Consider the following 25,018-nt stretch of genomic DNA (forward strand, 5'->3'; position numbering starts at 1 on the left):
TATGAAAGCCCTTCTCTGCCTGCTGCTCGTATCATCTTTCTTAAGCAATGCTCAACCGGGAACGGATTCGTTGCAAACGAAAATTCTTCAACCCGCCGACATGCAGGCCGATTTGCGCTACCTGCGTCGGCTGCTCGAAGAAACGCATCCCGGCCTGTACCGCTACACGCCCAAAACGATCATGCAGCCCAAAATGGACAGCATTGACCGTAGCCTGAGCCAGCCGATGCCTTTTTATGCCTTTTTCAAGGTTGTGTCTGCGCTGCTGGGTGATGTTCATTGCGCTCATACGCACGCATTTCCGCACAAGAAGTGGCGCGAGCAATTTGCCGGTACGCTGAAAACATTACCGTTTATCATGGTGCCCATTCAGAACCGTTCTTACGTTCTCTTCAACGGTACGACTGACCAGACTATCAAGCCCGGCTTTGAACTGCTCAGCATTAACGGACGGTCGATGGAGTCGATCCGGCAGCAGCTCTTCCACTATCACTGGTCCGACGGCTACATCGAAACCTCGAAAGTTCAGGCAATAAGAGGGCAGTTGTTTGTCCTGTTTTATTACTGGTACATTGAACAACCTGATATGTACCGGCTCAGCTTCCGAACCCCAACCGGCGATACGGTACGCGTTAACGCGCCTGCAAAACCGTTTGGCACTTCATTGAAAATTATGAAGAAGAATCCCGTCAATAAACAGATGCTGACGTGGTATAACCGAAGAAACCCCAAACACCCCTGGCGGCTATACTTTCCTGACTCGCTGGCGCATACGGCTTTCCTGCGACTCGACGCCTTTGGGGGCGAAGGCGCGAAAAACGGCGGGCAGGCGATCACCGTTTTTCGCAGGTTCATGGACCAGGCAATGCTCAAGTTAGAGAAGAAGCAGATTCAAAATCTGATTGTCGATGTCAGAGCGAACACCGGCGGCTGGGACAGTCAGGGCATCGAACTGTTCACGTATCTGATGAAAACCGACTCAGCCGTACCCTACTACGCTCGACAACATAGTGTAACGGATAGTTCTGAGTTTATCCAGTTCTCTGACCTATCCGAAGCAGACCGGAAGAATGTAAAGAACGAGTTGATTCCTGAAACGGATGGTACGTTCACGCTCAAACAAGGCAGCGATACGCGGGAGGCTAAACGCTACACCCCCAAACCCAACCGGTTCCGGGGCCGGGTTTATATCCTGATGGATGGCGAGAGTGTTTCGACGGCCTCCGAGTTTTTGGCTGTGGCCCACGCTAATAAAGTAGGCGTATTCGTAGGTGTCGAATCCGGCGGTGCCTACGAAGGTGGCAACGGCAGCAGTTTCATTAACCTCGAGCTGCCAAAGTCGGGTATTGAGGTGAGCACTCCATTGGTTTACTATGACAATGCCGTGCCGGAACAAAAAGAGAAAGGGCGCGGCACAATACCCGATTACTACGTGCCGGTCACGATCAATGACATCTTGAACCGCACAGATTCGCAACTGAATTTTTTGACAAAACTGATTCGGGAACAGCGTCGATAGTGCGTCAGAACGGCGACACGGTTGTGAACTTTCGGCAAACCGTTTAAAGCACGATTGGTTGGGTATATGGACTGCAAACTTCCCGTACTCGCATGGCCCACTACCAACCCCTCCACGACTGGAATCTCTCCCCCACCGAAGCCGTCGCGCTGCAACAACAGCTACGTTCGCAGATTCGTATTGAGCCGCTGACCAAAACGCCCCAAACCATCGCGGGCTGCGACATCTCGTTCAACAAATTTGAGGAGACGGTGTACGCTGGTATTGTGGTACTTGATCTGGAAACGCTGGAAACCATTGAGGAAGCGGGCGTAATCAGCACGGCCCCGTTTCCGTACATTCCGGGCCTGCTGTCGTTTCGGGAGATTCCATCCTTGCTCGAAGCGTGGGCGAAGCTCAGGACCGAACCAGACGTGGTCATGTTCGACGGTCACGGCATCGCGCATCCGCGCCGGATCGGAATTGCCTCCCACGGCGGCCTGTTCCTGAACCGGCCAACCTTCGGCTGTGGCAAATCTGTACTGGTCGGCAAGTATGACGAACCAGCACTGGAACGCGGCTCGTGGTCGCCCATGACGCATTACAAGGATGTAATTGGCGCGGCTCTGCGCACGAAAAACAAGGTCAATCCCGTCTACGTATCGCCCGGCCACCTGATCGACCTCGAAACGGCAATTGCTTTGACCTTGCAATGCGATGGGGGCCGCCGTGGATTCGGCTACCGGATTCCCGAACCGACGCGCCGGGCGCACAATTTGGTAAACGCGTTACGGAGGAGTGGGCAGGTCAGTGCTAACTGACTTCAGGATCTGGCAACCCTGTCATTGGCGGACTACGCGAAATTAACAATCAATCATTGATTAGTATGTAACGGGGGGCTATCTTCAGGGTAGTCATACGCTGATCCATGTACCAGGTCCAATCTACTCATCGCTCCAGTCTCTCGCAGCAAATCCGAAACTACATCGTTGCGTTTTACCAAACACAGCGCAATGCGTTCATAATCATCGTCACGCTGGCCACCGCGTTCTACGTTCTGACCGTTCCCGATCAGGCCGAAGACATGATTTATGCCGTGATCGACACGGGCGTGTTCAGTCGGTTGTTTGGGTACATTCTGCTCAGTGCGTTCGTCTGGGGCTGGGTCGTTTACGGAAGCACCCGCATGATTCTGCACATTTCGCCCGTTGGCCTGCGCATCAACGACGAGTGCGACCGGCTGCTGCGGTGGCTGCCTAAACTCGGCGGCATAATTCCCGCGCTCATTCTGGCAATTGCTTTCTGGCAACCGGCCCACTGGCACTCCTACCTGCTATTAGGCGAAAGCGGGCTGATGCTGGCCCTATTTCTACGGGTCGAACGGCGGGTGCCGGTTTTTGCCCTGCCCAAAGGCTGGAATTTCTCTAATCGCTACACTAATTTCAGGTACGATATTCGGGAGTTGTGGCGGCATCCGCTTGGGCGGTTGACACTACGCAGCGGCTTCGTGCTGACGGGTTTCCTGCTGCTGCTTTTCTGCCTGCCCGTGGAGTGGGAGTTAGCCCGGCGGCTCCGCCCAACAGCCGTTATCATTTTTGGCATTTCGCTGCTCACGTTCTGGGGCAGTCTGCTTGTCTATTTCAACGATTATCGCTACCGTCCACTCGTGCTGCTGGTGGGCGCTTACCTGATTATCATCAGTGCCTGGAACGATAACACCGCCGTTCGGCGGGCCAGTGGCCCCTCTGTACCGTCGGTTGCGGAACGTCCAACCATCGAGACACACTTTGCTCAATGGATAGCCAACCGGCGAAAAGCGGACGGCGACACCATTCCACTGGTGCTCGTAGCGGCCGAGGGGGGCGGCATTCGGGCACTCAACTGGACGGCGGAAACGCTTATTCGGCTGGATTCCATCATTCCGGGATTCAGTCGGCACGTTTACGCGCTCAGTGGCGTATCAGGCGGGGGAGTTGGCACGGTGTTCTACACGGCTTTCCTGCGCGACGTACCGCAACAGCGACGCATCGCGCAGTTCGGCCGGTTCAGAAACGTGATTCGCGATGATTATCTGTCGGCGGTGTCGGCTGCATTGCTGTTTCCAGAGTCGCTTCAGCGGGTCATACCGGTACCAATTCCCCGCCTGGAACGGGCCAAGTGGCTCGAGGATTCCTGGGCTGACTCCTACCACGACAACCTCGGCCTGAAAACCCTTGACGAATCGCTAACGCAGTTGTATCAGGCCCCAACGGGTTATAACTACGACTTGCCGTCGCTGCTACTGAATGGTACCTTAGCCGAATCGGGCCAGAAGACCATTACGTCCAATCTTCAACTCGACCCGCGCTATTTCAACGATGTTGTGTCGACGCTCGACGTGCTCGGAACCGACGTACCGCTCAAAACGGCCGCGTCGCTGTCCAGCCGGTTCCCAGTCGTCACCAATGGGGGATTGATTGAGCGCGACAGTGCCGATCAGACCGGGCGAGAACGCCGATACGGCGGGCACGTTGTCGACGGGGGTTATTTAGACAACTCGGGCGTTGAAACTTGTATTCAGTTACTCAACAACCTTGTTCCGTCCATTCGAGGGTTAGCGGCATTGGATAGGGCAAAACGGGTGACGGTTATTCCGTACATCATTTTTATTCAGAATAGCAACACCGTCGGGCGGCTACCCCGGAAGCGCTCCATGTTACAGGCAATCAGGATACCACTACTGGGTTTTTTCAACGCCTGGGACAACGGGTCCATTACCCGCGACAACATGTTCAACTCATTCATGGATCGTTTCGCCAATCCTAAAACCAACTACCTGACGCTCCGGTTAGCCTACAACGATAACTACCCGCTGGGCTGGTTCCTGTCCGACAGTGCGGCCCGCAGCCTGAGCCAGCAGGCCCAGGACTCGATCAGTCTGCGTAACCGGGAACTGGTACGATTGAAGAACGCGTTTGGCCGGATCGACTCAGGCCGCTAATTGGCACTACCCGTTTGCCCGCGATGCCAGCAACCCGGCCGGGACCATTAGTTCGCCCGTGTGGAAGTCGATGAGGCCGTTGCGTTCGTCTTCAATATTCGTTGCCTGCGTATACACGTCGCCCGCGATGCTTCGTTTCCGCAATTCGTCTTTGAACAGGTGAATCCGCTCGGTGCGGTTGTCGGCGTCGCTGGGTCCCCCGTAATTGGCGAAGCCAAAACCACCCCACTCACTAATGACCAGCGGCACTTGTTTTCGGTAGAAAAACGGGTCGCCTACCACCATCGGGAAAGCCGTGGCGCCTTCCAGTTCGCCCCGCGTCAGGCGGTCGAGCATATTGCGCCACTGGTCGGGGTCGGGGGTGTAGAGATGGGCCGTGAACAAATCAGATTTTAACCGCCCTTCGCTGGAAACGTGGCGCCAGCCGTCATTATCGACGACCAGAAACTGCGGGTGGTGAATCTGCATGAAGTGGTACATATCGGTGATGTAGCGCCGGGTTTCGGGATTATCCGCGATGTCCTGTACGCCCCAGTCTTCGTTGTACAGGCTCCAGATCACGATGGACGGATGTGTTTCCATCAGGGCCAGCATCCGCATCAACTCCGCCTGGTGATTGGCCCGGCTCCGTTCGTTCGAGCTGTGCGGGCTGGGCACTTCCACCCACAGCAGCAGGCCCATCTCATCAGCGAGGTTGTAAATCCGGGGGTCGATGCCCGCGATGTGCACCCGAACGAGGTTACAGCCAAGTTCTTTCATCGCTACAAAATGCCGTTTCATCTCCTCAAACGTGGCCGTACCAGGCTGGTACAGAATACCGTCGAGGTAGGTGGCCTTGCCGTTCAGATATACCCAACACCCCCTGGCTTCCACCTTTCGCAAGCCAAAGTGCGTTTCGATGGGTGACCCATACCCATCGGCGTCGATGAGTTGTGCGACCAGCCGGTAGAGTGTCGGCGACTCGGGCGACCACAATTGTGCCCCTGGCACCTCAATGGTTACGCGTTGCTGTTTCTGACCGGCCTCCAACCGCAACGGGAAATCAGACTCGGCCATTGGGGTCATGTGGTCCTTGTCTTTGGCGAACACCTGCACCCGAATGATGTATTGGCCGGGGTCGAGGATGCGGGGAGTCAGGTTCACCCGCACAAATTTATCCTCCACCGTGCTCACTATACCCACGCGGGAGCGTAGCCGATTCCGCCCGACGGCCTCAATCCAGATACTGCGAACGGCCCCCGTTGAGGTTTGATACCAGATGCCCCCCCGCTTGTATACGAGCGACTCCTGCTTGCCCCGCGCCACGTCGGCATCCATCGAGTCGGCAATGCGAACCGTAAGTCGGTTTACAGGTTGCAGGAGTTCAGCATTAAGTTCGTAGGAAAATGAGGTGTACTCACCGTAATGAATGGCTTCGCCTTCGACGGTCTGGAGCAGCATACCGTTCAGCCAAACGCGGGTTTCGTAGCCACAGGCGCCAAACGTAAGCTGAAGGGTGGATTTATCGGCCGTTAGGGCAGCCAAGGGCGGCAGGTCGAATTCCCGCTCATACCACACGACCACGGTATCCTGCCACGACGTTTGCGCAGCATCTTCTTTGGCTTCGGCTAAATGCTCTTCGACCGTGCCGGGCCAGTTTGCGGTTCGCTGGTAACCGTGGCCCAGGTGCCAGCCTTCGCTTAGCCCCCGGTCGTCGGCGTCGAGGGCAAACTGCCACTCGCCATCGAGCAGCACAAACGAGTCGGTCCGGTTAACGGCGCGGGGTAGCGATGGTGATGTGGCCGGGGTAGCCAGTTTTTCTACTCGGCTCTCGGTCAGGCCGTAATTCAGCGGTTGTAACTCCATGTGGCAATAAACGGTTAAACAAGCACGGCGGTTTGATAAACGTGTCATCCAATCAACGACGGCCCTACCCACGCTATTGAACTGTCATCAATAATTTAGCAATCTGCGTAGCACGTATATTTTTACATTTCATGAACAGCCCGACAACAACGCCGTACGACGGACCGCCGTGCGACGGACCGCCCAATTTTCTGCTCTACGGAGCCAACGGCTACACCGCTCAACTCATCATTAATCGGGCCAACTCATTCGGGTTAACGCCCGTGCTGGCAGGACGGAGTGCAGCCAAAATCAAGCTCCTCGCCGAAAAACACGCCCTAACCTACCGCGTGGCCGATCTGAATGATTCCTCCGCGCTCGACGCGCTCCTGCTGGACATTCCGGTGGTGCTGCACTGCGCCGGGCCTTTTTCGCAAACGGCCGCGCCCATGCAACAAGCCTGCCTGCGGACGGGAACGCACTACCTCGATATCACCGGCGAAATTGCGGTGTTTGAGCACGGCATGACGCTGCATTCCGAAGCCATTCGGCAAAACGTCATGTTTATGTCGGGCGTGGGTTTCGACGTTGTGCCGACCGACTGCATGGCCCGTTACCTCCACGACCGGCTTCCCGATGCCACCCACCTGCAATTGGCGTTCTTCACCGAAGGGAGCAACCTGTCGCAAGGCACGGCGCAAACCGCGCTTGAAGGGGCAGGCGGGGGCGGTAAAGTCCGGCGAAACGGGCAAATTGAAACTGTACCAAATGCGCACAAGATAGTGAGTGTCAACTTTGGAAACGGCCTGGTGCGACCCTGCATGAGCATCCCGTGGGGTGACATCTCAACGGCTTACCACACCACCGGCATCCCCAACATCGAAACGTTCGTCGGCTCATCGGCGGGGCAGATCCGGCTGGCCAAACTGGGAAATTACCTCGGCGGGCTGCTGCGCAACCGGGCCGTGCAGTCGTTTCTGCAAAAACAGATTGCCAAACGCGTCACCGGCCCCGACGAAGCCACGCGCCAACGCGCTCGTACCCAAGTCTGGGGTAAGGTTTGGAACGCACAGGGCCAAATGTTGGAAGCCCGGCTGCACGGCCCCGAAGGCTACACGCTCACCGCGCTAACGGCCTTGACCATCACTAAAAAAGTGCTCAACGGCGACTGGAAGGCCGGTTACCAAACCCCGGCCGGACTGTATGGCGCGGACCTGATTCTGGAAATTGACGGAGTGACGCGGGAGGGTTAACTATAGGATTCCATAATTAACTTTACGGCACTAAACTTCACTATGGAAGTCTATAATTAAGTTTAGTGCCGTAAAATTAATTATGAACAGCTAACCCAATATTCACTTACGGCATGAATAACCTCCGCATCAATGGACGCATCTGGCTCGAAACAACTCCTGAGAACGTTACAGAGCGGTTTATGGGCGTTGGTCGGATGGAATTGCTACAGCATATTCAGCACACCGGCTCCATCAATCAGGCGGCCAAAGCCATGCGGATGTCGTACAAGCGGGCCTGGGAGTTAGTCCACTCGATGAACACCTTAGCCGACGCGCCGTTGGTGGTTACTCAAACCGGGGGCGAAAAAGGCGGGGGTGCTATCGTAACCGCCGAGGGCGAAAAACACCTCGCACACTACCGCGCCCTGCACGAACGGTTTCAGCAGTTTCTGACCGATGAATTAGCCAACCTGCCAATCTGATTGACACCCGTCGCTAACTATTTTAGATTTTAGTAACCGTTATTTCCGAAGAACTATATCGGCCGCTATCTTTCGTCAGAAATAACGCCATACTGGAACTCATTCTCACCAATCTGTGATGAACCCGATCCCGACCTACTTCAACTCGCTCCTCAGTTCGGTTAACCGGACGTATATGGCGTTGATGATTACGTTCAGCGTATTGACCTTTACCAGCTTTGGGCAAACGGTGCTGACCATTTCGGGCGAAGTAACCAAACCGCTGACGCTCCAGGCCGCCGATCTGAAGGCCATGCCACACACCGACGTGACAGCCACCGACCGCGATGGGAAAGAACACCGCTATTCTGGAGTGTCTTTATTTGACTTACTCAGGCAGGCGGGGGCCACGCTGGGCGGGGAGTTACGGGGTAAAAACCTCACAAAGTACATAGTCGTGAGGGCCATTGACGGGTACGAAGTGCTGTTTGCGCTGCCTGAAATTGATCCTGACTTTGCCACACGCACTATTCTGCTGGCCGACAGCGTCGACGGCACGACGCTGCCCACCGGAGTAGGACCTTACCGGATCGTTGTGCCCGGCGAGAAAAAGCCCGCCCGCTGGGTGCGGGAAGTGAAAGCCATTGAGATTCGATCTGCCAAATAAACGTTGTGCGCATTAGCTCATAGCGACTACGCATAAAAATCGCCCGGAAGAACTGTTTCTTCCGGGCGATTGCCTGTCGATACGATTCTGTTACCCGCAATTTTACTTCTTTGCGTACATCACCCGCCAAACCTTACCTTTCACTGAATCGGTGATGTAAAGTGAGCCATCGGGTCCTTGTGCTAACCCCACTGGACGGGCTTTGGCATCGCCGGGGCTAACGAGGTCGGGTTTGCCCGCGTTGGCGGTTTCACCCGGTTTAGCTTCTTCGGCCACACCCGCGAAATTCTCGGCGAACACCTCGTACTTGCCCGACGGCCGACCGTCTTTCCCGAACGGAATAAACGCCACAAAATAGCCACCCTGCTTCAGTGGGGCACGGTTCCAGGAGCCGTGGAAACACACAAACGCGCCATTTTTGTATCGGGCGGGAAAGGCATTTCCCGTGTAAAAAAGCAGGTCGTTGGGTGCCCAGTGCGCGGGAAAGGCCATAATTGGTTTCTCCATCCCAGCGCAACGATCTTGTTTTTTGCCATCACCCCCGTATTCTGGAGCGAGCACTTTCTTGCCCTGACTATCGTCGTTGTAGCAGTAAGGCCAGCCAAAATTAGCGCCTTCCTTCACCATCAGAAACTCCTCATTAGGCAGCTCAGCGCTTTGCTCATTGGTGTACATGCCGGGGTATAGCGTGGCCAGCATGTCGCGGCCGTGTTGCAGGGCGTATAGCGTGTTGTTAGCCGTATTCCAGTCGAGGGCCACCGCGTTGCGGATGCCGGTAGCGTAGCGTTTGCCCTCCGACTGTTTCTGATTTGGTTTGTTGGCGTCGAACACCCAGATGCCGCCGTAATTCTCCAGAATTGGGCAAGGGTCCTGCCCTTTCGAGCCTTGCGTCCGGTCCTTTTCCTGACAGGCATTAGACGGCGCACCGAAGTTGACGTACAGCTTGCCGTCGGGCGAGACGGCGAATGATTTACTGGCGTGCTGGCGTTGCAGCGTCAGTCCCGTTACGATGGTTTCGGGCTGAGTCGTCTCCGTTACCTTGCCGTTGGTGAGTTTATAGCGAAAAACGGCTGTATCGGCCGATGCGTACAGATAGCCATTATAGACACCTGCACCCGTACCGGGATACGCTCCGAACGTGGTGGTTTGGTCGGCGCGACCGTCGCCGTCAGTGTCATTCAGTTGCACAATGCCTTTACCGTCTTTGAGCCGGTCAAGTTTTACAAATAATGTTCCCGTGGTAGGGTCAATAGCCGCATGACGGGCTTTGCCAAGGTTATCGGCGAAAACCAGCGCCTGAAAGCCACTGACCAATTTAAGGCCGCCGTTGTCCGGGTCCGGCGCAATAACAACAGGTGTAGACTGGGTGACAGGCCGTTTAGCCGGTCTCTTTGGCGTATCCTTATTGGCTAAGACCAGGCTTACGGTGAGCAGAGCAGCGGTCATAGTCAGCAGAAATGATGTTTTCATAGATTATTAATTTGTGTACAAGGTTGACGCTGAATTAACGATTCGTTACGGGCGAAAGTTTTTATCGGGAAGCAGGAAATAAGCAGGTTTCCCGACTTTAAGCAGTACAAGTATACGTATTCCCGCTTTGCTCCTGGTATGACTTTATCTACTTTCTCACGAAGCCACCCCGTACTGATTCTGGCTCTCAGCGGACTGCTGTCGGCTCCACTCTTCGCGCAATCCGACTTGCCTGCATTGTCGTTGTCACAGCTAAACCGGCCCGCCAGTTGGCAACTCGCTGGAGCAATTGCCACCAAACCTGACGGATCACTGAAAATTGTGCCGACAGACCGCGTAACGGGCAGTGGGGTGCTGGTTGGTGGGCGTGACCCGCTGACGCTGACTACTCCCACCGACGATTTTCGGATGCGTTTCGATCTGCTCATGACAACGGGAACCGACGCGTCAGTATCCCTGCCTACCGGTCAAACATTGTCGTTCAGGCAAGACCGCGACCTGGCCCGGCTGCTGAAAGCGCCTGGTTTGTGGCAAACGCTGGAATTGTGGTATAGAACCGGCAGGGGCAATAGCCCGGCAATGCTTGAGAAACTGACGTTGAACGGTGTAATGGTGCGCGAGGGGCAGCTACTGACCGGCAAGGCATCGGGTCCGGTGGCGCTGATGGCCCCGAGCGGTACCGTAGCGGTTCGGAATGTGGGGTACCGAGTGTTATCGGCCCGTAATGTAGCCCAATGGAGCGGCCCACTTAGCTACACGATTTACGAAGGTGAAACCAGTAAACGTGATGAATTGGCGGGTAAAACCGTATTGAAACAGGATACGACGGCGATGGTCAATTATGAAGTGGCGTATGGCCAGCCACGCCGGTACTCAATCCTGTTCACGGGCAAACTGAACGCCCTGCAAGCGGGTGATTATCAGTTTGATCTTCACCAGGGTGGCATTGCGGGTCTCTGGATTGATGGAAAAGAGATCATTCCGGCTACGTACCACGATCTCAGTCAGCCAGAAACCCGCCCGGCAGCCCTCACCGCCGGGCCGCATGAAATTCAGGTATTTTTTACACGTTCGTGGGCGCGGCCAGGGTTAGGGCTTTACGTCTCGCAGGCCGGTACGCGTCCGCAGCCACTCCACACGCTGGCGTCGCTGCCCGAACCCGATCCGGTGGGTGTCATCAGTGTGACGCCGGAAACGAAATCCCAGCTCATCCGCTCGTTCGTGCAGATGCCGGGTGAGAAAACGAAACGTACGCACAGTCTATCGGTTGGTTCGCCGGGCGGGTATCACTACACGCTCGACCTGAACCAAATGGCGCTGCTGCAAGCCTGGAAAGGTAATTTTGCCAACGTTACCGAGATGTGGCACGAGCGCGGGGAACCTCAACTGCTCAGTCCATTGGGTACTACGGTCTATTTGCCCGCCCAACCTGCCTTGCTGGTACTGACCAATGACAACACCCCCTGGCCCGACAGCATAAGTGAGAACAGCCTGCACTACAAAGAGTTGACGGTCGATAAGCAGGGCGCACCAACCATCACGTATGAACTGGCCGGGCTGACCGTTACGGACGCCATTCGAACCCGGCAGAACGGTTTGGAAACCGATGGACTCGTGCGCACTCTGTCGCTAACGGGTTCACCGGACGGAACACCCTTTTGCCGCGTTGCCGCCGGATCTTCAATCGAGGAAGTGAGCAAAGGACTATACGCCATCAACGACCGCAGTTATTACATCCAATTCGATCCGAAAGCCAACGTAAAACTGCGGCAGAGCAGTGGCAAACAGGAATTGCTGCTGCCCGTTCCGATGAAAAACGGGGTCGGGTTGGTGGCGTACGCAATTATTTTCTGACATGACAACCGAATCTCTCACCTGGTCCGACTTTGAGAAAGTCGAGATTCGCACCGGCACTGTACTCGCGGCCGAGCCGTTTCCACAAGCCCGCAAACCGGCCTATAAACTGACTATCGATTTTGGTCCGTTGGGTACAAAACGTACGTCGGCGCAACTCACAGCTTTGTACCAGACCGATGCACTGGTGGGCAAACAGGTTGTGGCGGTCGTAAACTTTCCACCCAAGCAAATTGCTACGTTCATGAGCGAATGCTTAGTGCTGGGCGCGGTCGGCGAGGACGGTATGGTGACGCTGCTGCAAACCGAACGGTTTACGGAGAATGGTTTACGAATTGCATAGACAATGGTTAATGCAAAATGATTAATGCAAAATTACCCCTCTCATTATGAACAGATTACGACTCCTTAGTTGCGTTATAGTCGCCTTTTCACTCTTTCGCCCTCTCGCCCATTCGCAATCCCGCCCCGCAACCGAAGGCGATTACTACCGGATTGTCACGCTGCCCATTCCGGAAGAGATTAAACTCGAAGTGGGTGGCCTGGCTCCGTTGCCCGACGGGCGGCTGGCGGCTTGTACGCGCCGGGGTGAGGTCTGGATTATCGGCAATCCGTACATGCGGGGCAGCCGTGTGCCCACGTTCAAGAAGTTCGCGTCGGGACTGCACGAGCCGCTGGGGCTGATGTGGCATCCCAAAGGCTACCTGCTCTGTACCCAGCGGGGCGAAGTGACCAAGCTCATCGACAACGACGGCGACGACGTAGCCGACGAGTACAAATCATTCTACAAATGGCCGCTGTCCGGCAATTACCACGAGTACAGCTACGGCCCCGTGCTGCTGCCCGACGGCGACATGGTTATTACGCTCAACCTCGACTGGATTGGCTACGGAGCCAGCTTAGCCAAGTGGCGCGGCTGGATGTTGAAGTTGACCGAAAACGGCGAAATGACGCCCTGGGCCACGGGTTTGCGCTCCCCGGCCGGTTTTGGTGTCCTGCGCGACGGTAGTATTTTCTACACGGAGAACCAGGGAGACTGGGTCGGATCGGGCCGGATGACGCACCTCGAAAAAGGTGATTTCGCGGGAAACCCTGCTGGTTTGCGCTGGTCGGGCGAAGCTGGGTCGCCCCTGAGCCTGAAACCTGAAGATGTTCCCAGCACGGGTAAGCCAATGCACGAGGTGGCCAAAACGATGAAGAATCTAAAAGTACCGGCCGTGTGGTTTCCGCATACGCTGATGGGCATTTCAACGGCCGATTTTAAAGAAGACACCACCAACGGCGCGTTCGGACCGTTTGCCGGACAGGTATTCGTGGGCGATCAGGGCCATAGCAAAATTATGCGGGTGGCGCTGGAAAAAGTTAATGGCGAGTGGCAGGGAGCGTGTTTTCCGTTTCGGGAAGGATTCCAGTCGGGTATTATTCGCACCGTTTGGGGGCAAGACGGCTCCCTGATCGTTGGCATGACGAGCCGGGGCTGGGCCGCCACGGGTAAAGATCCGTACGGCATTCAGCGGTTAGTCTGGACGGGTAAAACGCCATTCGAGATGAAGACCATCCGCTCCAAACCCGATGGATTCGAGGTGACATTTACCACGCCCGTCGACCGCAAAACCGCCGAAGACCCGGCCAGCTACAGCCTGAATAGTTTCACCTACAAGTACCACAAAACGTACGGCAGCCCCATCGAAGACGCGAAGATCGTTCCCATTCGGGGCGTCATTGTCGCCCAGGATGGCCTGAGCGCCCGCATCGTGGCTGATACGGTGCTGCGCGAAGGCTACATCCACGAGGTAAAAGCCGAGGGCGTCCGGGCGGCATCGGGCAATCTGTCGCTGTTGCACCCAACCGGCTACTACACGTTGAACGCTATTGCACCCGGCGAAAAGGCAACCGTTGCCGCGCGAGTTACAACATCAGCTAATCATAATCACGCTGATATGATGGCTTCGGCTTCGACTAAAAACCTTGGTACGCCGGAGCGGCCCGGCGCAGCGAAAAAGGTCAGTAAAACGGCTGCAACAGCCGTTAAAAGCAACAAGCGCCTTATTGAGCAGCCTACGGATTGGGCCAGCGGTCCCGACCAAGTCATCACCGTTGGCACCAAACCGGGCCTAAAATTCGATATCGAGAAGGTAGAAGTAAAAGCCGGTAGCCGTGTGAAAGTCGTCTTCAACAACAACGACGACATGCTACACAACTTCGTGATTGTGAAGCCCGGCATGGCCAACCCCGTCGGCGACCTGGCCCTGCGGTTGAATCTGAACGGCCCGAAAATGAACTACGTACCCAACACGCCAAACGTGCTGTATCACACGAACATTCTGCAGCCCGAAACCGCCGAAAGTATCTACTTTGTTGCCCCCACCGAACCGGGCGATTACCAGTTCGTCTGCACTTTCCCCGGCCACTCCTCGCTGATGCAGGGAACGCTGAAAGTGGTGAAGTGATGTAACCTGGACGGCCACGTCCGGGCGAAATACAAAGAGTAATTTTTTGCGTAAGCAGTCGAGCCAAGTATGCCATGATACGAAAGGCCCATGAATTTAGCAAAGAAGATTTAGAAGGATGTTTTGCCGATTATCATTATCAGCCTGAGCTAACAAGTAAATTAGACGCATCAAGCGGTGCTTTTGATCAGGCTGTGATTCAGGAAATCGTTTTATGGAAGGTGAATCGGTATCCGATCTTAAATCAAGAAATAGTTACTCTTCTGAACGAACTTACCAAGTTGCGCCAAGGCGAACATCGCGACGGCAAAACAGTTCTTGAGATGCTGTTGGCAAAACAGTCGAAGGGAATTGATCTGCCAATGGCTTCAACAATCCTCAGATTTCGCAATCCAAATGTATTTCAGATCATAGACCGTCGAGCATATCGTGTGCTTGTGAATGGTAAAGACATCTACGATATTTATTCAGCGACTTCCCAAAGCCGGAAAGTAAGTACGTATTTTGACTACCTTGATCAACTACTTGCGTTTTGTCAAGACAAGGACATACCGTTCTCAAAAGCTGACAGAATATTGTATCAATTAGATAAGCGGATCAACAAGGATGTTCGTTTGGATGGCAAACCCAGGGCAAGCAGCGACTCAGCACGCGAAGGTTGGGAAGAGCAATTTCGTTTAGCGTCTGAAACGCAGGAAGATCCTGACGCGGAAGCCAAAGAAAATGAATGGCTAAAGTCATTTGAAAACAAGCAATGAGAATAGCATTATTGCTTATAGTTAGTTTAGGGGTGTCTTTCTTCGCCCACGCTCAGCGCCAGCGGGCTGATACGGGTTACTACCGAACCGCGCCCATTCCCGTGCATCTGATGCCCGTTGAGCGGGCGGCTGGCTCGTCGTCGCTGGGAAGCGTTTACTTCTACGGCGGCAAGAAACTGTCGTCGCCCTACTCGCTCGAAGTGCCGTTTTATGAATTGAACGACCCGACGGTGAATCACCATTTCCAAACGTTCCGAACCATGACCACCCTCGGCCGAGTGGTCGGGCTGGCCCCATTGGTCTATATTCTCGTCCGCCGAAACCGAAACAGCGATGCGTACTGGACAGTGGTTGGCAGTTCTTTAGCCGCTTCGCTGACGTTTAATATCATTGGCAACAGTCAGGTCAACAAAGCCGTGTCGCGTTACAATCAGATGCTGCGCCAGCCACGCGTGGGTATGTCCGTTACGCCGGTGCCGCTGACAGGGCAGGCCGCTGTAGGCGCGGGTGTGTCGTGGGGATTCTGATGTAGTTTTTCAGTAGTTTCGCTCACTCAATCATCTAACCTATGAAAAACCGCTACGGCCTGCTCTTATCGTGTCTCCTGTTTTCCTTTGTTACGGCTTCCGCTCAAACGACCCTTAACCGCGATCCGCAAATCGCCGATCTCGTTGCCCAGCTTTCGGCCGACAGCCTGCGGGCGCACGTCGACGGCCTGGTTAGTTTCGGCACCCGCAGCACACTCAGCAGCACAACCGACCCGAAGCGGGGCATTGGGGCAGCCCGGCGGTGGGTGCTCGGCAAATTCAATCACTACGCGAAACGGGCAAACGGACGGCTCACGGCCAATATCGACACCTGGACGCTCCCTGCCGACGGTCGGCGCGTGGATGTTCCAACCGAGATGGGCAACGTGCTGGCCACGCTCAAAGGCACCGACCCCACCGATACCCGCGTGTTTCTGGTGCAGGGTCACATCGACTCGCGCGTTACGGGCGTCATGAACCGTACGGCCGTTGCCCCCGGCGCGAACGACGATGGATCGGGGACGGCTGCCGTTATTGAACTGTGTCGGGTGATGAGTCAGGCCAGTTTCCCGGCTACGGTTGTGTTTGCCGTCGTGAGTGGCGAAGAGCAGGGTTTGCTGGGGGCTGAGCACCTGTCGGAGCAGTACGTGAAGCAGAAAGTGAACCTCGAAGCCCTGCTCAACAACGACATTATGGGCAGTAACTACTCTAACGAGACGAACATTCGTGACAACACGAAGCTCCGGGTTTTCAGCGAAGGCCTGCCCGGTAATTTACTCCGAGACACCACCGGCCGCATCGCCCAAATCCGGCAGTTCGGCAATGAGAACGACGGTCGGGCACGCACTTTGGCCCGCTACGTGAAGGAACTCGGCGAGCGCTACGTCGACAACCTGGAGGTAGTGCTCATTTATCGCAATGACCGTTACCTGCGCGGGGGCGACCACACGCCGTTTGTGCAGCGGGGATTTGCGGCTGTCCGCCTGACGGAAATGAATGAGAACTACGAGCACCAGCATCAGGATTTACGGACGGAAAACGCCGGGACGCCGGCCGGCATCGAATACGGTGACTACGCCAAGTTTATGGACTTTGATTACCTGCGTAAAAACACAGCCGTCAACCTCGCTACATTAGCCAACCTCGCCAAAGCCCCGGCGGTACCGCAGGCCGTCACCATCGACGTGCGCAACCTGACTAATTCGACGGCGCTATATTGGAAAGCCCCCACGTCTGGCAAAGTGAAAGGCTATTACGTGTTGATGCGGGAGACGAACTGGCCCTTCTGGCAGAAGAAATTCTTCACTACCAAACTCGGCATGACCCTGTCCTACTCCAAAGACAACTACTACTTCGCCGTGCAGTCGGTGAGCGAGGACGGCAACGAAAGCTTACCGGTGCTGCCCGTCCCGAATTTGCGCTGATGAATAGTCAGTGTTAGGTATCAATTGACTTATTGATGAAGAATTTAGCTCCTCCCTTCAACAACAATCGGTTCTGTTCGTTTTATTCGTACTTTGTGGTCGCTTATTCGGTTTTATTAGTCAATCAATCAAAATGTAGCTGTTTATGAAGCGTTTTTTGTACATACTCTGCGTAACCATTTCATTGGCAAGTCTGAACGCCTGTAAGAAGGATAGTGATCCTGAGCCGGTATCACCTGTTGTAGGTCGCTGGGAATTGAATCGTGGCCAGTTAAGCGGCTTTGTTGCGCCTAACACAGGACTAAATACGTTGGGTATAGATCTTTATAATTATGATTTCGGCTCGTACGCATCTCGCATTGATATACGCACTGATAAATCGTTCATCAATAATATAAGACAGGATGGTCAAGTTGCGGATGTCAAAGGAACTTGGGACTATGCCAGCACCACATTAACACTTAAGTACACTGATGGTGATAGTGAGACATTCACTTACACATTAACTGATGGTGTTGAGGAATTGGCGGCACCAAACCAAGCGATTACTTTTCCTGTAAGTGCTACAGCCACCGCACCCGGTCAACTACAGATTGTTTATCGAAAGTAGATGTTAAAGCAGTTTGTATAGCCATTTCAAATAAACACTTATCGCAATATCAATGAAACAGCCACGCCTTTAACAGCGTGGCTTTCTTTTTGCACTATCAGTACACTTTTCGATAATCCAAAATCACCATGATTTATACGCATATTGAGTTTATGCACCGTTATTATTTTGCAAAAAATTGAAGAGGCAAAATAATTTAAAGGCGTTTTCGGCCCGGAGACGCTTTTTTATGGCGTTAATGAGTACTTTCACAACGTACTATCAGTGAACTAGTTAGTTTTTGATTTACTCCATTTTTATCTCCGATAAGTCCTAACGATACGTCATCATGTCATCAAATCTCTCACGCCGGGACTGGATTCGCGCCAGCGGCTTACTAACAGCCGGTCTTAGCGCAGGCTTTCGTTTTGCCAAAGCGGCTCCGGCTGTCAACTACGGGCAGTCGGTTTTCATCAATGAATTTAGTCCATTGATAACACCGCCCGATACCATGCCCAAACTGCGGGCGCGGTTATTGGCTAACGAGAATCCACTCGGCATTGCACCCAGCGCGAAAGAAGCCCTTATTAAGGCCGCTGACAGCGGAAACCGCTACGCCTGGATGGAATTTGGTAAGCTAAAGGAAATGATCGCGGCCGATGAAGGCATTAAACTCGCCAACATCATGATCTCGCCCGGCTCGTCGGATATTCTGATGGCGGCTGCGACTCATTTTGCCAAAGGCGGGGGCACCATCCTCACCAGCGCCATGACCTACGACGATCTGCTGGAGCGGGCCAAGAAACAGGGGGCTAACATCGTGGCGCTGCCCATGACGAAGGACTACAAATTCGACTTAGATGCGATCAAAGCCAAACTTACCCCCGACGTGAAGATGGTCTACATCGTGAATCCCAACAACCCAACCGGCACCGTTATTCCGGCGGCTGAGTTGGAAGCGTTTTGCCGGGAGGTGTCGCCCAAGGTTCCGGTGTTCTTGGACGAAGCGTACATTGACTTCTACGAACCCGCCGACCGGCCTAAACTTGGCAAACTCGTTGCCGAAGGACTGAACGTGATTTTGGCGCGGACGTTCTCAAAAATCCACGGTTTTGCCGGTTTGCGGCTGGGCTATGCCGTTGCTTCGCCAGAAATGCTGAAAACATTAAAGCAGTACACGAATGGTGAATTTGCCGTGAGCATTACCACCCTCATGGCCGGAATCGCCAGCTACCAGGACAAAGACTGGCAGAACCATTGCCGCGCCGAAAACGCCAAAGCCCGCTCCTACACGGCCAAAGCCCTGACCGATATGGGCTACGAGGTGATTCCATCGGGTGCTAATTTCATGCTGTTCCCGATCCGAATGAAAACCAAGCCTTTCAGCGATCAGATGTTTGCCAGCGGCATTGGTATCCAGACCCGCGACTTCAACGGGCAACCCTACTGCCGGGTTAGCATCGGTACAATGGACGAGATGGCCATATTCATGGATGGATTCAAGAAGGTAGTGGGATGACGCGACGGGATTTTATAAATGCAACCAGTGCCAGTTATGCCAGTTTGCTGGCGTGGGGGCAGTTGCAGGCCGCTCCGGCGTCGGCGCTGAACCTGCCCGCCAACGGACGGCAGGGCGACGGTCCGGCTCGCAAAGTAGTGATTCTGGGAGCTGGACTGGCCGGGATGGCCACCGCCTACGAACTGGGTAAACTCGGCTACGACTGCACTATTTTGGAAGCCCGTTCCCGCGCCGGAGGCCGCGTCTGGACAATCCGGGGTGGCACGAAAGAAACCGAACTGGACGGCACTCCGCAAACGTGCGGTTTTGAGGAAGGCAACTATTTCAATGGTGGGGCAGCCCGGATTCCGCACCACCATCAGTTGACGCTGCAATACTGCCGCGAACTGGACGTGCCGCTCCAGATCTTCAACGGCAACAACGAAGCGGCTTACCTGTACAATGACGGGGGGGCTGGTGAATTGGCGAATCGGCGGTTGCGCATCAAAGAGTATCACAATGACATGCGCGGCTACACGGCCGAACTGCTCACGAAGGCCCTCGACCAGAACGCGCTGGATCAGCAGTTGGCCAAAGAAGACATCGAAAAGCTCGTTGACTTTCTAAAGAACGAAGGCGATCTCAACACGGCTCACCTGTACAAAGGAACCAACCGGCGCGGCTACAAAACCAAGGCCGAACCGGGCGCAGGAGCAACGCCTGGCAGCATGGCCGATCCCTTTGGTCTGACGGACCTGCTGCGATCGGGGTTCACGCAGCCCGTGTTCTACAACGTCGGCGACTACATCTACGAGCAACAAACGACGCTGTTGCAGCCCGTTGGCGGTATGGACGCGATCCCAAAGGCGCTGGCGAAGAAACTGGCTGGTAAAATCATTTACAATGCGCCCGTTTCGGAACTGCGTAAGACCGAGAACGGCGTTCGGGTGGTGTATCAGCAGGACGGTAAACCCACCGAGTTAACTGCCGAGTTCTGCGTATGTACGCTGCCCCTACCGATGATCAAAAACCTTGAATCGGACCTGTCGGGCACGGTGAAGCGGGCGGCTGACTTTGTGCCGTACATCAAAACCGGCAAAATCGGACTGCAATTCAAACGTCGGTTCTGGGAGGAGGACGACTGGATTTACGGGGGCATCTCGCGCACCAACATGGACATTAACCAGATTTGGTATCCGTCGTTCGGGTTTCAGAGTAAGAAAGGGGTGCTGATCGGCTACTACAATTTCTACGGCCGGGCCGAAGCGGTGGGCACGCTGTCCGTTGCCGAGCGCGAAAAACTGGCGCTCACGCAGGGCGAGAAAATTCACCCGCAGTATCCCGCTGAGTTCGAGAATTCGTTTTCGCTGGCCTGGCACCGCATTCCCTACAGCGGGGGCGGCTGGGCGACGTATGACGACAACACCCGTAAAAAATACTACCCCGCCCTGCTGGAACCCGATGGTAACATCTACTTTGCGGGGGAACACACGACCTACCTGACCGCCTGGATGGCCGGAGCCTTTACTTCAGCCCGCCGAACCGTCGAAGCGATTCATGGCCGGGTTGGGGAATCCACAAAAAAGTAATTTATCCATAGACCAAACCTGTAAGGGCTACGCCCCCGGTCTAAAAACTTGCAGGTTTAGCCAATACAACCATGAAAAACAACCTACTCTCGTTTCTGCTGTTTCTGGCCTGCGCCACAACTACTCAACTCCTCAGTCAGCGCGTTTGGGCGCAAACGGCAACGGCTGTTGGCATGACACTCGACCAGCTCAAAGCGATCAAAGCCATTAAAATTGCGAATCTGGACAAGGATACTTACCTGAAATCGGGCGCATTTATCCTGGATCGCTACGAAGAACGACCCGCCTATGTCTTCAACTACACGGACGGAATCACGCGTAAGATCTATCTCTATAAGATTTTCTCAGCCGCCGACACCAAAGACCTTGGTCTACTGGCTCTCTATCAAAATGGCAAAACGAACGAAGTAAAACCGTTCGTGATTCCCGGCGCGTCGGCCGACCGGGCGGCCTGGGATGCGTACATCGATGACCTAAAGTACGTTGGTGAAAAAGAGCCAGGTCTAATGTCGACGCTGGCGTTTGTACTGTCGCGCGAAATGGCCGGACTGCTGGAAGGCGGTTCGGGGAAAACGGCTGAAGGCGGAACAAAGAAAAAGGAAGAGTTCAATTTCTGTTTCGCACCCGACGCGCCCGTAACGCTGCCCGACGGCTCCGCGAAAGCAATCAGCGCCGTAGCGGTAGGCGACCTCATACTGGGTTATGATACGCAGATAAAGACCTTTGCCCCTACCCGCGTCACGCACGTAGACACGCACCAATCCAATGGCTTTGCCCTTGTGGGCGTGTGGCTGGCTCCCGCCAATGAACTCACGGCTGGCAATCAGGCAAAACCAGCACAGCCAGTTCTGCTCGAAGCCACGCCCAATCACCCCGTATTGACCGCAACTGGCCGCAAATCACTGGGCAACATGCAGACGGGCGAGTTGCTTTACCGATTCGAGAATGGCAAGCCGGTGGCCTACCGGGTCGTTCGGGCCGAATCGTCCGTGCGCTCGGTGAAGACAGTTTATACCCTGACCACCGAAGTCGGTGCGTATGTAATAGCCGAAACAGTTGTGCTGGATAAATAAACCGAGCTACCTACCATTGAACCGCCCCACTCGTCGTTGATGAGTGGGGCGGTTGTGTTTCAGATCAACCTGTTTTTATACTTGAACCGACTCATTAAACCACAACCCGGTTCCGCCCTCTAACGAACTTAGTGTCTCTGTTGAGATCTCCTGTTTTAAATCAGCCTCGCTTATGACCGTACGTAACAAGCAGCAATCTTTTCAACACCTGTTCTGGCGGGCCGGTTTTGGTGCTACGCCCGATGTGATTCAGCGCGAGAGCCGCCGACCTCTCAAAAAGGTCGTGCATGATCTGATTCGTGCCAACGATACTTATACGCCCCTCACAATGGAGGAAACGGAGCCGTTGGCCGACCGCAAGATGCTGAAGACTATGGTGCGCGAAGGAACAATGGACCGGCTTATGCTCCGGCAGAAGATAAAGCAGGATACCGAGCGCATTCGGGATTTAAACGTACGCTGGGTTGAAGCGATGGCCTCGGGCAAAAACGCCCTCCGCGAAAAGATGGCCCTCTTCTGGCACGGTCATTTTGCCTGCCGGGTTCGCAATCCGGTTGCCGTTGAGCAATATCTGAACACGATTCGTCAGCACGCACTGGGCAAATTCGGCGATCTGCTCATGGCGGTATCTAAAGAACCGGCCATGCTTCAGTTCCTGAACAACCAGCAAAATCGGAAAAACGCCCCCAACGAAAACTTCGCCCGCGAGGTGATGGAACTGTTCACGCTGGGCCGTACCAACTACACCGAACGTGACATTAAAGATGCCGCCCGCGCTTTCACCGGCTGGGGATTTAGCGCCGACAACAAGTTTCTGTTCCGGTCAAACCAGCACGACGGCGGTCCGAAGACCATTTTCGGACAAACGGGCAACTTTGCGGGCGAAGACGTAATCCGGCTATTGTTGGAGAAGAAACAAACGGCCCGGTTCGTAACGAGCAAACTCTACCGCTTTCTGGTCGACGACCAACCCGACGATGCCGCTGCCAACGCCCGGATCGACACGCTGGCCGAACAGTTTTACACCAATGGCTACGATATCGCCGACCTGCTGGAGACGATCCTAACTGCTGACTGGTTCTACGAGCCGAAATACGTGGGCACCCGTATTAAATCGCCGGTGGAACTGCTGGCCGGGATGCAGCACACGCTGAGCATCTCGTTTGAGCAGAAACAACCAATTATTTTCATTCAGCGAACGCTGGGTCAGGTGCTGTTTTATCCCCCCAACGTGGCAGGCTGGCCTGGTGGCCGCAACTGGATTGACAGTTCGAGTCTGCTGTTTCGAATGCAGTTGCCCAATGCACTGCTTCAGGCGGGTGAGGTAAACATCAGACCGAAAGAAGACGGCGACGTGAACACCGAAGGGCTGGTCCGCCGGGGTAACCGATTCCTGAGCGCCACTGTTTCCTGGGCGGCTTTTGAGCAGACGTTTGCCCACGTGAGCGCCGACAAACTCCCCGACGAACTGGCCGCGCACTTATTGCAACAGCCACTGGGCCAGACGCAACGGGCACTGGTGCTGAAACGCGTTCAGCCCGGCAGTTCCCGCAGTGAACAGATTCGTAGTTTGACAGCCGCTATCATGGCATTGCCCGAATATCAACTGTGCTAATCTAACGAGCGAAAGAGTGTTGCAATCACCCCGGCCACTCTTTCGCTATTTCACCCTTTCACTATGAAACGCAGAGACTTTTTAAAACAGTCGGCCCTGACTACTGCCGGGACCATGCTGATCCCGCACTTTCTGAAAGCATTCGAGCTGAATCGGCTGGGAGCCGCACCCGTTTCCGGCAAAACGTTGGTGATTGTGCAACTCTCAGGTGGCAACGACGGGCTAAATACCGTAGTGCCGTTCCGCAACGACATCTACTACCGCGAACGACCCACGCTGGCTATTTCCCGCGAGAAGACACTGACTATCAACGATGAGATTGGCTTCAACCCGGCGCTCGAATCGCTTAAATCGCTGTACGACGACGGCTTAGTGACAATTATCAACAACGTGGGCTACCCAAATCCCGACCGGTCGCACTTCCGCTCGATGGACATTTGGCAAACTGCCAGCGACGCCAATCAGTACCTGCAAACGGGGTGGCTCGGCCGGTATTTAGACGCCAACTGCACCGGCGCGGCAACGTGTCAACCCCACAAGGCAATTGAAGTCGATGACACGCTTAGCTTAGCCTTGAAAGGCACCGAAGTAAACGGCTTAGCCATGCTCGACGCCCGGAAACTGTACAATCAAACGCGGAGCGGGCTTATTAGCAACTTAGCTAAGATTCACGCATCTGACCCGCATGATAACGTCGGCTATCTGTACAAAACACTGGCTGAAACGGTTTCGTCGGCCGACTATGTGTACGACAAATCGAAGCAGTCCAGTGCGGGGGCAGTCCGTACAACGAAGGGCACGTATCCCACCACTGAATTAGGCAACCGGCTCAAAACCGTTTCCGAGTTGATCCAGTCGGGGGTGAGCACCAGCGTTTACTACGTCTCCATTTCGGGTTTCGACACGCACATCAACCAGCCCGGCCAGCAGGAACGCCTGTTGCGACAGTACGGCGACGCGGTCAAAGCATTCATGGGTGATATGAAGGCCAGCAACCGCCAAAACGACGTGCTGCTCATGACGTTTTCGGAATTTGGCCGACGGGTGAAGCAAAACGCCAGCAACGGCACCGATCACGGTACGGCTAACAATGTGTTTCTAATTGGGGGTGGTCTGCCAATCGGTATGCCAAACCGAGTATTCAACGAAGCGCCTAACCTGACCAACTTAGAGGAGGGCGATTTGAAATACACCGTCGACTTCCGAAGCATCTACGCAACACTCCTGCGCAACTGGCTCAAAACCGATGACGTAGCCATTCTGGGACGCAAATTTGAGCCGTTGGGCTTTGTCTGATAAATTGTATTTGCGTGTTTAGGTTAGATGTGTTTCTCGTCAGTGCGCAAAATACCAATACACTTATGCAAAAACCGGCCGACGCTCTGTTGGCCGGTTTTCTTGTTTTTGACTAAGAACATATCGGATAAAAACAAAACCGTTGACCGATTCAAGTTTTGCCTGTACTTTTGTCGAACTGAAAAAACCGTATGCAAGCATACTAATTTT

20 protein-coding genes are annotated in these 25,018 nt (G+C 54.6%); 18 read left to right on the plus strand and 2 right to left on the minus strand.

What is annotated here, in order from left to right; genetic code table 11:
* Nucleotide 1 precedes the first annotated feature (1 nt).
* The 3 genes from ACYVHB_RS12550 to ACYVHB_RS12560 all read left to right on the plus strand — a co-directional run bounded on the left by ACYVHB_RS12550 (nucleotide 2) and on the right by ACYVHB_RS12560 (nucleotide 4,478).
* On the plus strand, nucleotides 2-1,519 hold the full coding sequence (locus ACYVHB_RS12550; RefSeq protein WP_461052082.1) for a S41 family peptidase: 1,518 nt from the start codon (nucleotides 2-4) through the stop codon (nucleotides 1,517-1,519).
* A gap of 92 nt (nucleotides 1,520-1,611) precedes the next feature.
* Complete coding sequence (gene nfi, locus ACYVHB_RS12555; RefSeq protein ID WP_461052083.1) at nucleotides 1,612-2,319, plus strand: deoxyribonuclease V; 708 nt, start codon at nucleotides 1,612-1,614, stop codon at nucleotides 2,317-2,319.
* Between the two features lie 107 nt (nucleotides 2,320-2,426).
* Nucleotides 2,427-4,478, plus strand: a complete 2,052-nt coding sequence (locus tag ACYVHB_RS12560) for a hypothetical protein (protein WP_461052084.1) — start codon at nucleotides 2,427-2,429, stop codon at nucleotides 4,476-4,478.
* Nucleotides 4,479-4,484: 6 nt separating this feature from the next.
* On the opposite strand, the gene ACYVHB_RS12565 is transcribed toward ACYVHB_RS12560, so the two are convergent.
* Nucleotides 4,485-6,323 (minus strand): glycoside hydrolase family 2 protein, encoded by a 1,839-nt coding sequence (locus tag ACYVHB_RS12565; RefSeq protein ID WP_461052085.1) that lies wholly within the window; start codon nucleotides 6,321-6,323, stop codon nucleotides 4,485-4,487.
* 131 nt (nucleotides 6,324-6,454) lie between these two features.
* Between ACYVHB_RS12565 and ACYVHB_RS12570 the strand changes: the two genes are divergently transcribed.
* The 3 genes from ACYVHB_RS12570 to ACYVHB_RS12580 all read left to right on the plus strand — a co-directional run bounded on the left by ACYVHB_RS12570 (nucleotide 6,455) and on the right by ACYVHB_RS12580 (nucleotide 8,665).
* Complete coding sequence (locus ACYVHB_RS12570; RefSeq protein WP_461052086.1) at nucleotides 6,455-7,555, plus strand: saccharopine dehydrogenase family protein; 1,101 nt, start codon at nucleotides 6,455-6,457, stop codon at nucleotides 7,553-7,555.
* 113 nt (nucleotides 7,556-7,668) lie between these two features.
* A complete protein-coding gene (locus ACYVHB_RS12575) occupies nucleotides 7,669-8,019 on the plus strand; it encodes a winged helix-turn-helix domain-containing protein (RefSeq protein WP_461052087.1) in 351 nt (116 codons plus the stop codon).
* Between the two features lie 118 nt (nucleotides 8,020-8,137).
* Complete coding sequence (locus ACYVHB_RS12580; protein ID WP_461052088.1) at nucleotides 8,138-8,665, plus strand: molybdopterin-dependent oxidoreductase; 528 nt, start codon at nucleotides 8,138-8,140, stop codon at nucleotides 8,663-8,665.
* A gap of 102 nt (nucleotides 8,666-8,767) precedes the next feature.
* On the opposite strand, the gene ACYVHB_RS12585 is transcribed toward ACYVHB_RS12580, so the two are convergent.
* Nucleotides 8,768-10,135 carry a PQQ-dependent sugar dehydrogenase gene (locus ACYVHB_RS12585; protein WP_461052089.1) on the minus strand — a complete coding sequence of 456 codons (1,368 nt, stop codon included), beginning with the start codon at nucleotides 10,133-10,135 and terminating at the stop codon, nucleotides 8,768-8,770.
* A gap of 138 nt (nucleotides 10,136-10,273) precedes the next feature.
* Here ACYVHB_RS12585 and ACYVHB_RS12590 point away from each other — a divergent pair, with 138 nt between their 5' ends.
* The 12 genes from ACYVHB_RS12590 (at nucleotide 10,274) to ACYVHB_RS12645 (ending at nucleotide 24,808) form a co-directional block, all read left to right on the plus strand.
* Nucleotides 10,274-11,989, plus strand: a complete 1,716-nt coding sequence (locus tag ACYVHB_RS12590; RefSeq protein WP_461052090.1) for a PA14 domain-containing protein — start codon at nucleotides 10,274-10,276, stop codon at nucleotides 11,987-11,989.
* 1 nt (nucleotide 11,990) lies between these two features.
* Nucleotides 11,991-12,332 (plus strand): tRNA-binding protein, encoded by a 342-nt coding sequence (locus ACYVHB_RS12595; RefSeq protein ID WP_461052091.1) that lies wholly within the window; start codon nucleotides 11,991-11,993, stop codon nucleotides 12,330-12,332.
* Between the two features lie 46 nt (nucleotides 12,333-12,378).
* Entirely contained in the window at nucleotides 12,379-14,439 is a 2,061-nt protein-coding gene (locus ACYVHB_RS12600; protein WP_461052092.1) for a plastocyanin/azurin family copper-binding protein, read from the plus strand.
* A 74-nt stretch (nucleotides 14,440-14,513) separates the two neighbouring features.
* Nucleotides 14,514-15,197, plus strand: a complete 684-nt coding sequence (locus ACYVHB_RS12605) for a hypothetical protein (protein WP_461052093.1) — start codon at nucleotides 14,514-14,516, stop codon at nucleotides 15,195-15,197.
* Complete coding sequence (locus tag ACYVHB_RS12610) at nucleotides 15,194-15,724, plus strand: hypothetical protein (RefSeq protein WP_461052094.1); 531 nt, start codon at nucleotides 15,194-15,196, stop codon at nucleotides 15,722-15,724. The genes ACYVHB_RS12605 and ACYVHB_RS12610 overlap by 4 nt, the downstream gene beginning before the upstream one ends.
* 41 nt (nucleotides 15,725-15,765) lie before the next feature.
* On the plus strand, nucleotides 15,766-17,148 hold the full coding sequence (locus tag ACYVHB_RS12615) for a M20/M25/M40 family metallo-hydrolase (RefSeq protein WP_461052095.1): 1,383 nt from the start codon (nucleotides 15,766-15,768) through the stop codon (nucleotides 17,146-17,148).
* A gap of 145 nt (nucleotides 17,149-17,293) precedes the next feature.
* Nucleotides 17,294-17,758, plus strand: a complete 465-nt coding sequence (locus ACYVHB_RS12620) for a hypothetical protein (RefSeq protein ID WP_461052096.1) — start codon at nucleotides 17,294-17,296, stop codon at nucleotides 17,756-17,758.
* A gap of 328 nt (nucleotides 17,759-18,086) precedes the next feature.
* A complete protein-coding gene (locus ACYVHB_RS12625) occupies nucleotides 18,087-19,256 on the plus strand; it encodes a pyridoxal phosphate-dependent aminotransferase (protein WP_461052097.1) in 1,170 nt (389 codons plus the stop codon).
* The gene (locus ACYVHB_RS12630; protein ID WP_461052098.1) at nucleotides 19,253-20,824 is read left to right on the plus strand and encodes a flavin monoamine oxidase family protein; all 1,572 of its coding nucleotides are present in this window, start codon (nucleotides 19,253-19,255) and stop codon (nucleotides 20,822-20,824) included. Before ACYVHB_RS12625 ends, ACYVHB_RS12630 begins: the two co-directional genes overlap by 4 nt.
* Nucleotides 20,825-20,895: 71 nt before the next feature.
* Nucleotides 20,896-21,897, plus strand: a complete 1,002-nt coding sequence (locus ACYVHB_RS12635) for a Hint domain-containing protein (protein ID WP_461052099.1) — start codon at nucleotides 20,896-20,898, stop codon at nucleotides 21,895-21,897.
* Nucleotides 21,898-22,069: 172 nt separating this feature from the next.
* Nucleotides 22,070-23,512: a DUF1800 domain-containing protein gene (locus ACYVHB_RS12640; RefSeq protein ID WP_461052100.1), complete on the plus strand. Its 1,443-nt coding sequence runs from the start codon at nucleotides 22,070-22,072 to the stop codon at nucleotides 23,510-23,512.
* Between the two features lie 63 nt (nucleotides 23,513-23,575).
* On the plus strand, nucleotides 23,576-24,808 hold the full coding sequence (locus ACYVHB_RS12645) for a DUF1501 domain-containing protein (protein ID WP_461052101.1): 1,233 nt from the start codon (nucleotides 23,576-23,578) through the stop codon (nucleotides 24,806-24,808).
* The last annotated feature ends 210 nt before the right edge of the window (nucleotides 24,809-25,018 follow it).

This window comes from Spirosoma arcticum, from assembly GCF_054779955.1.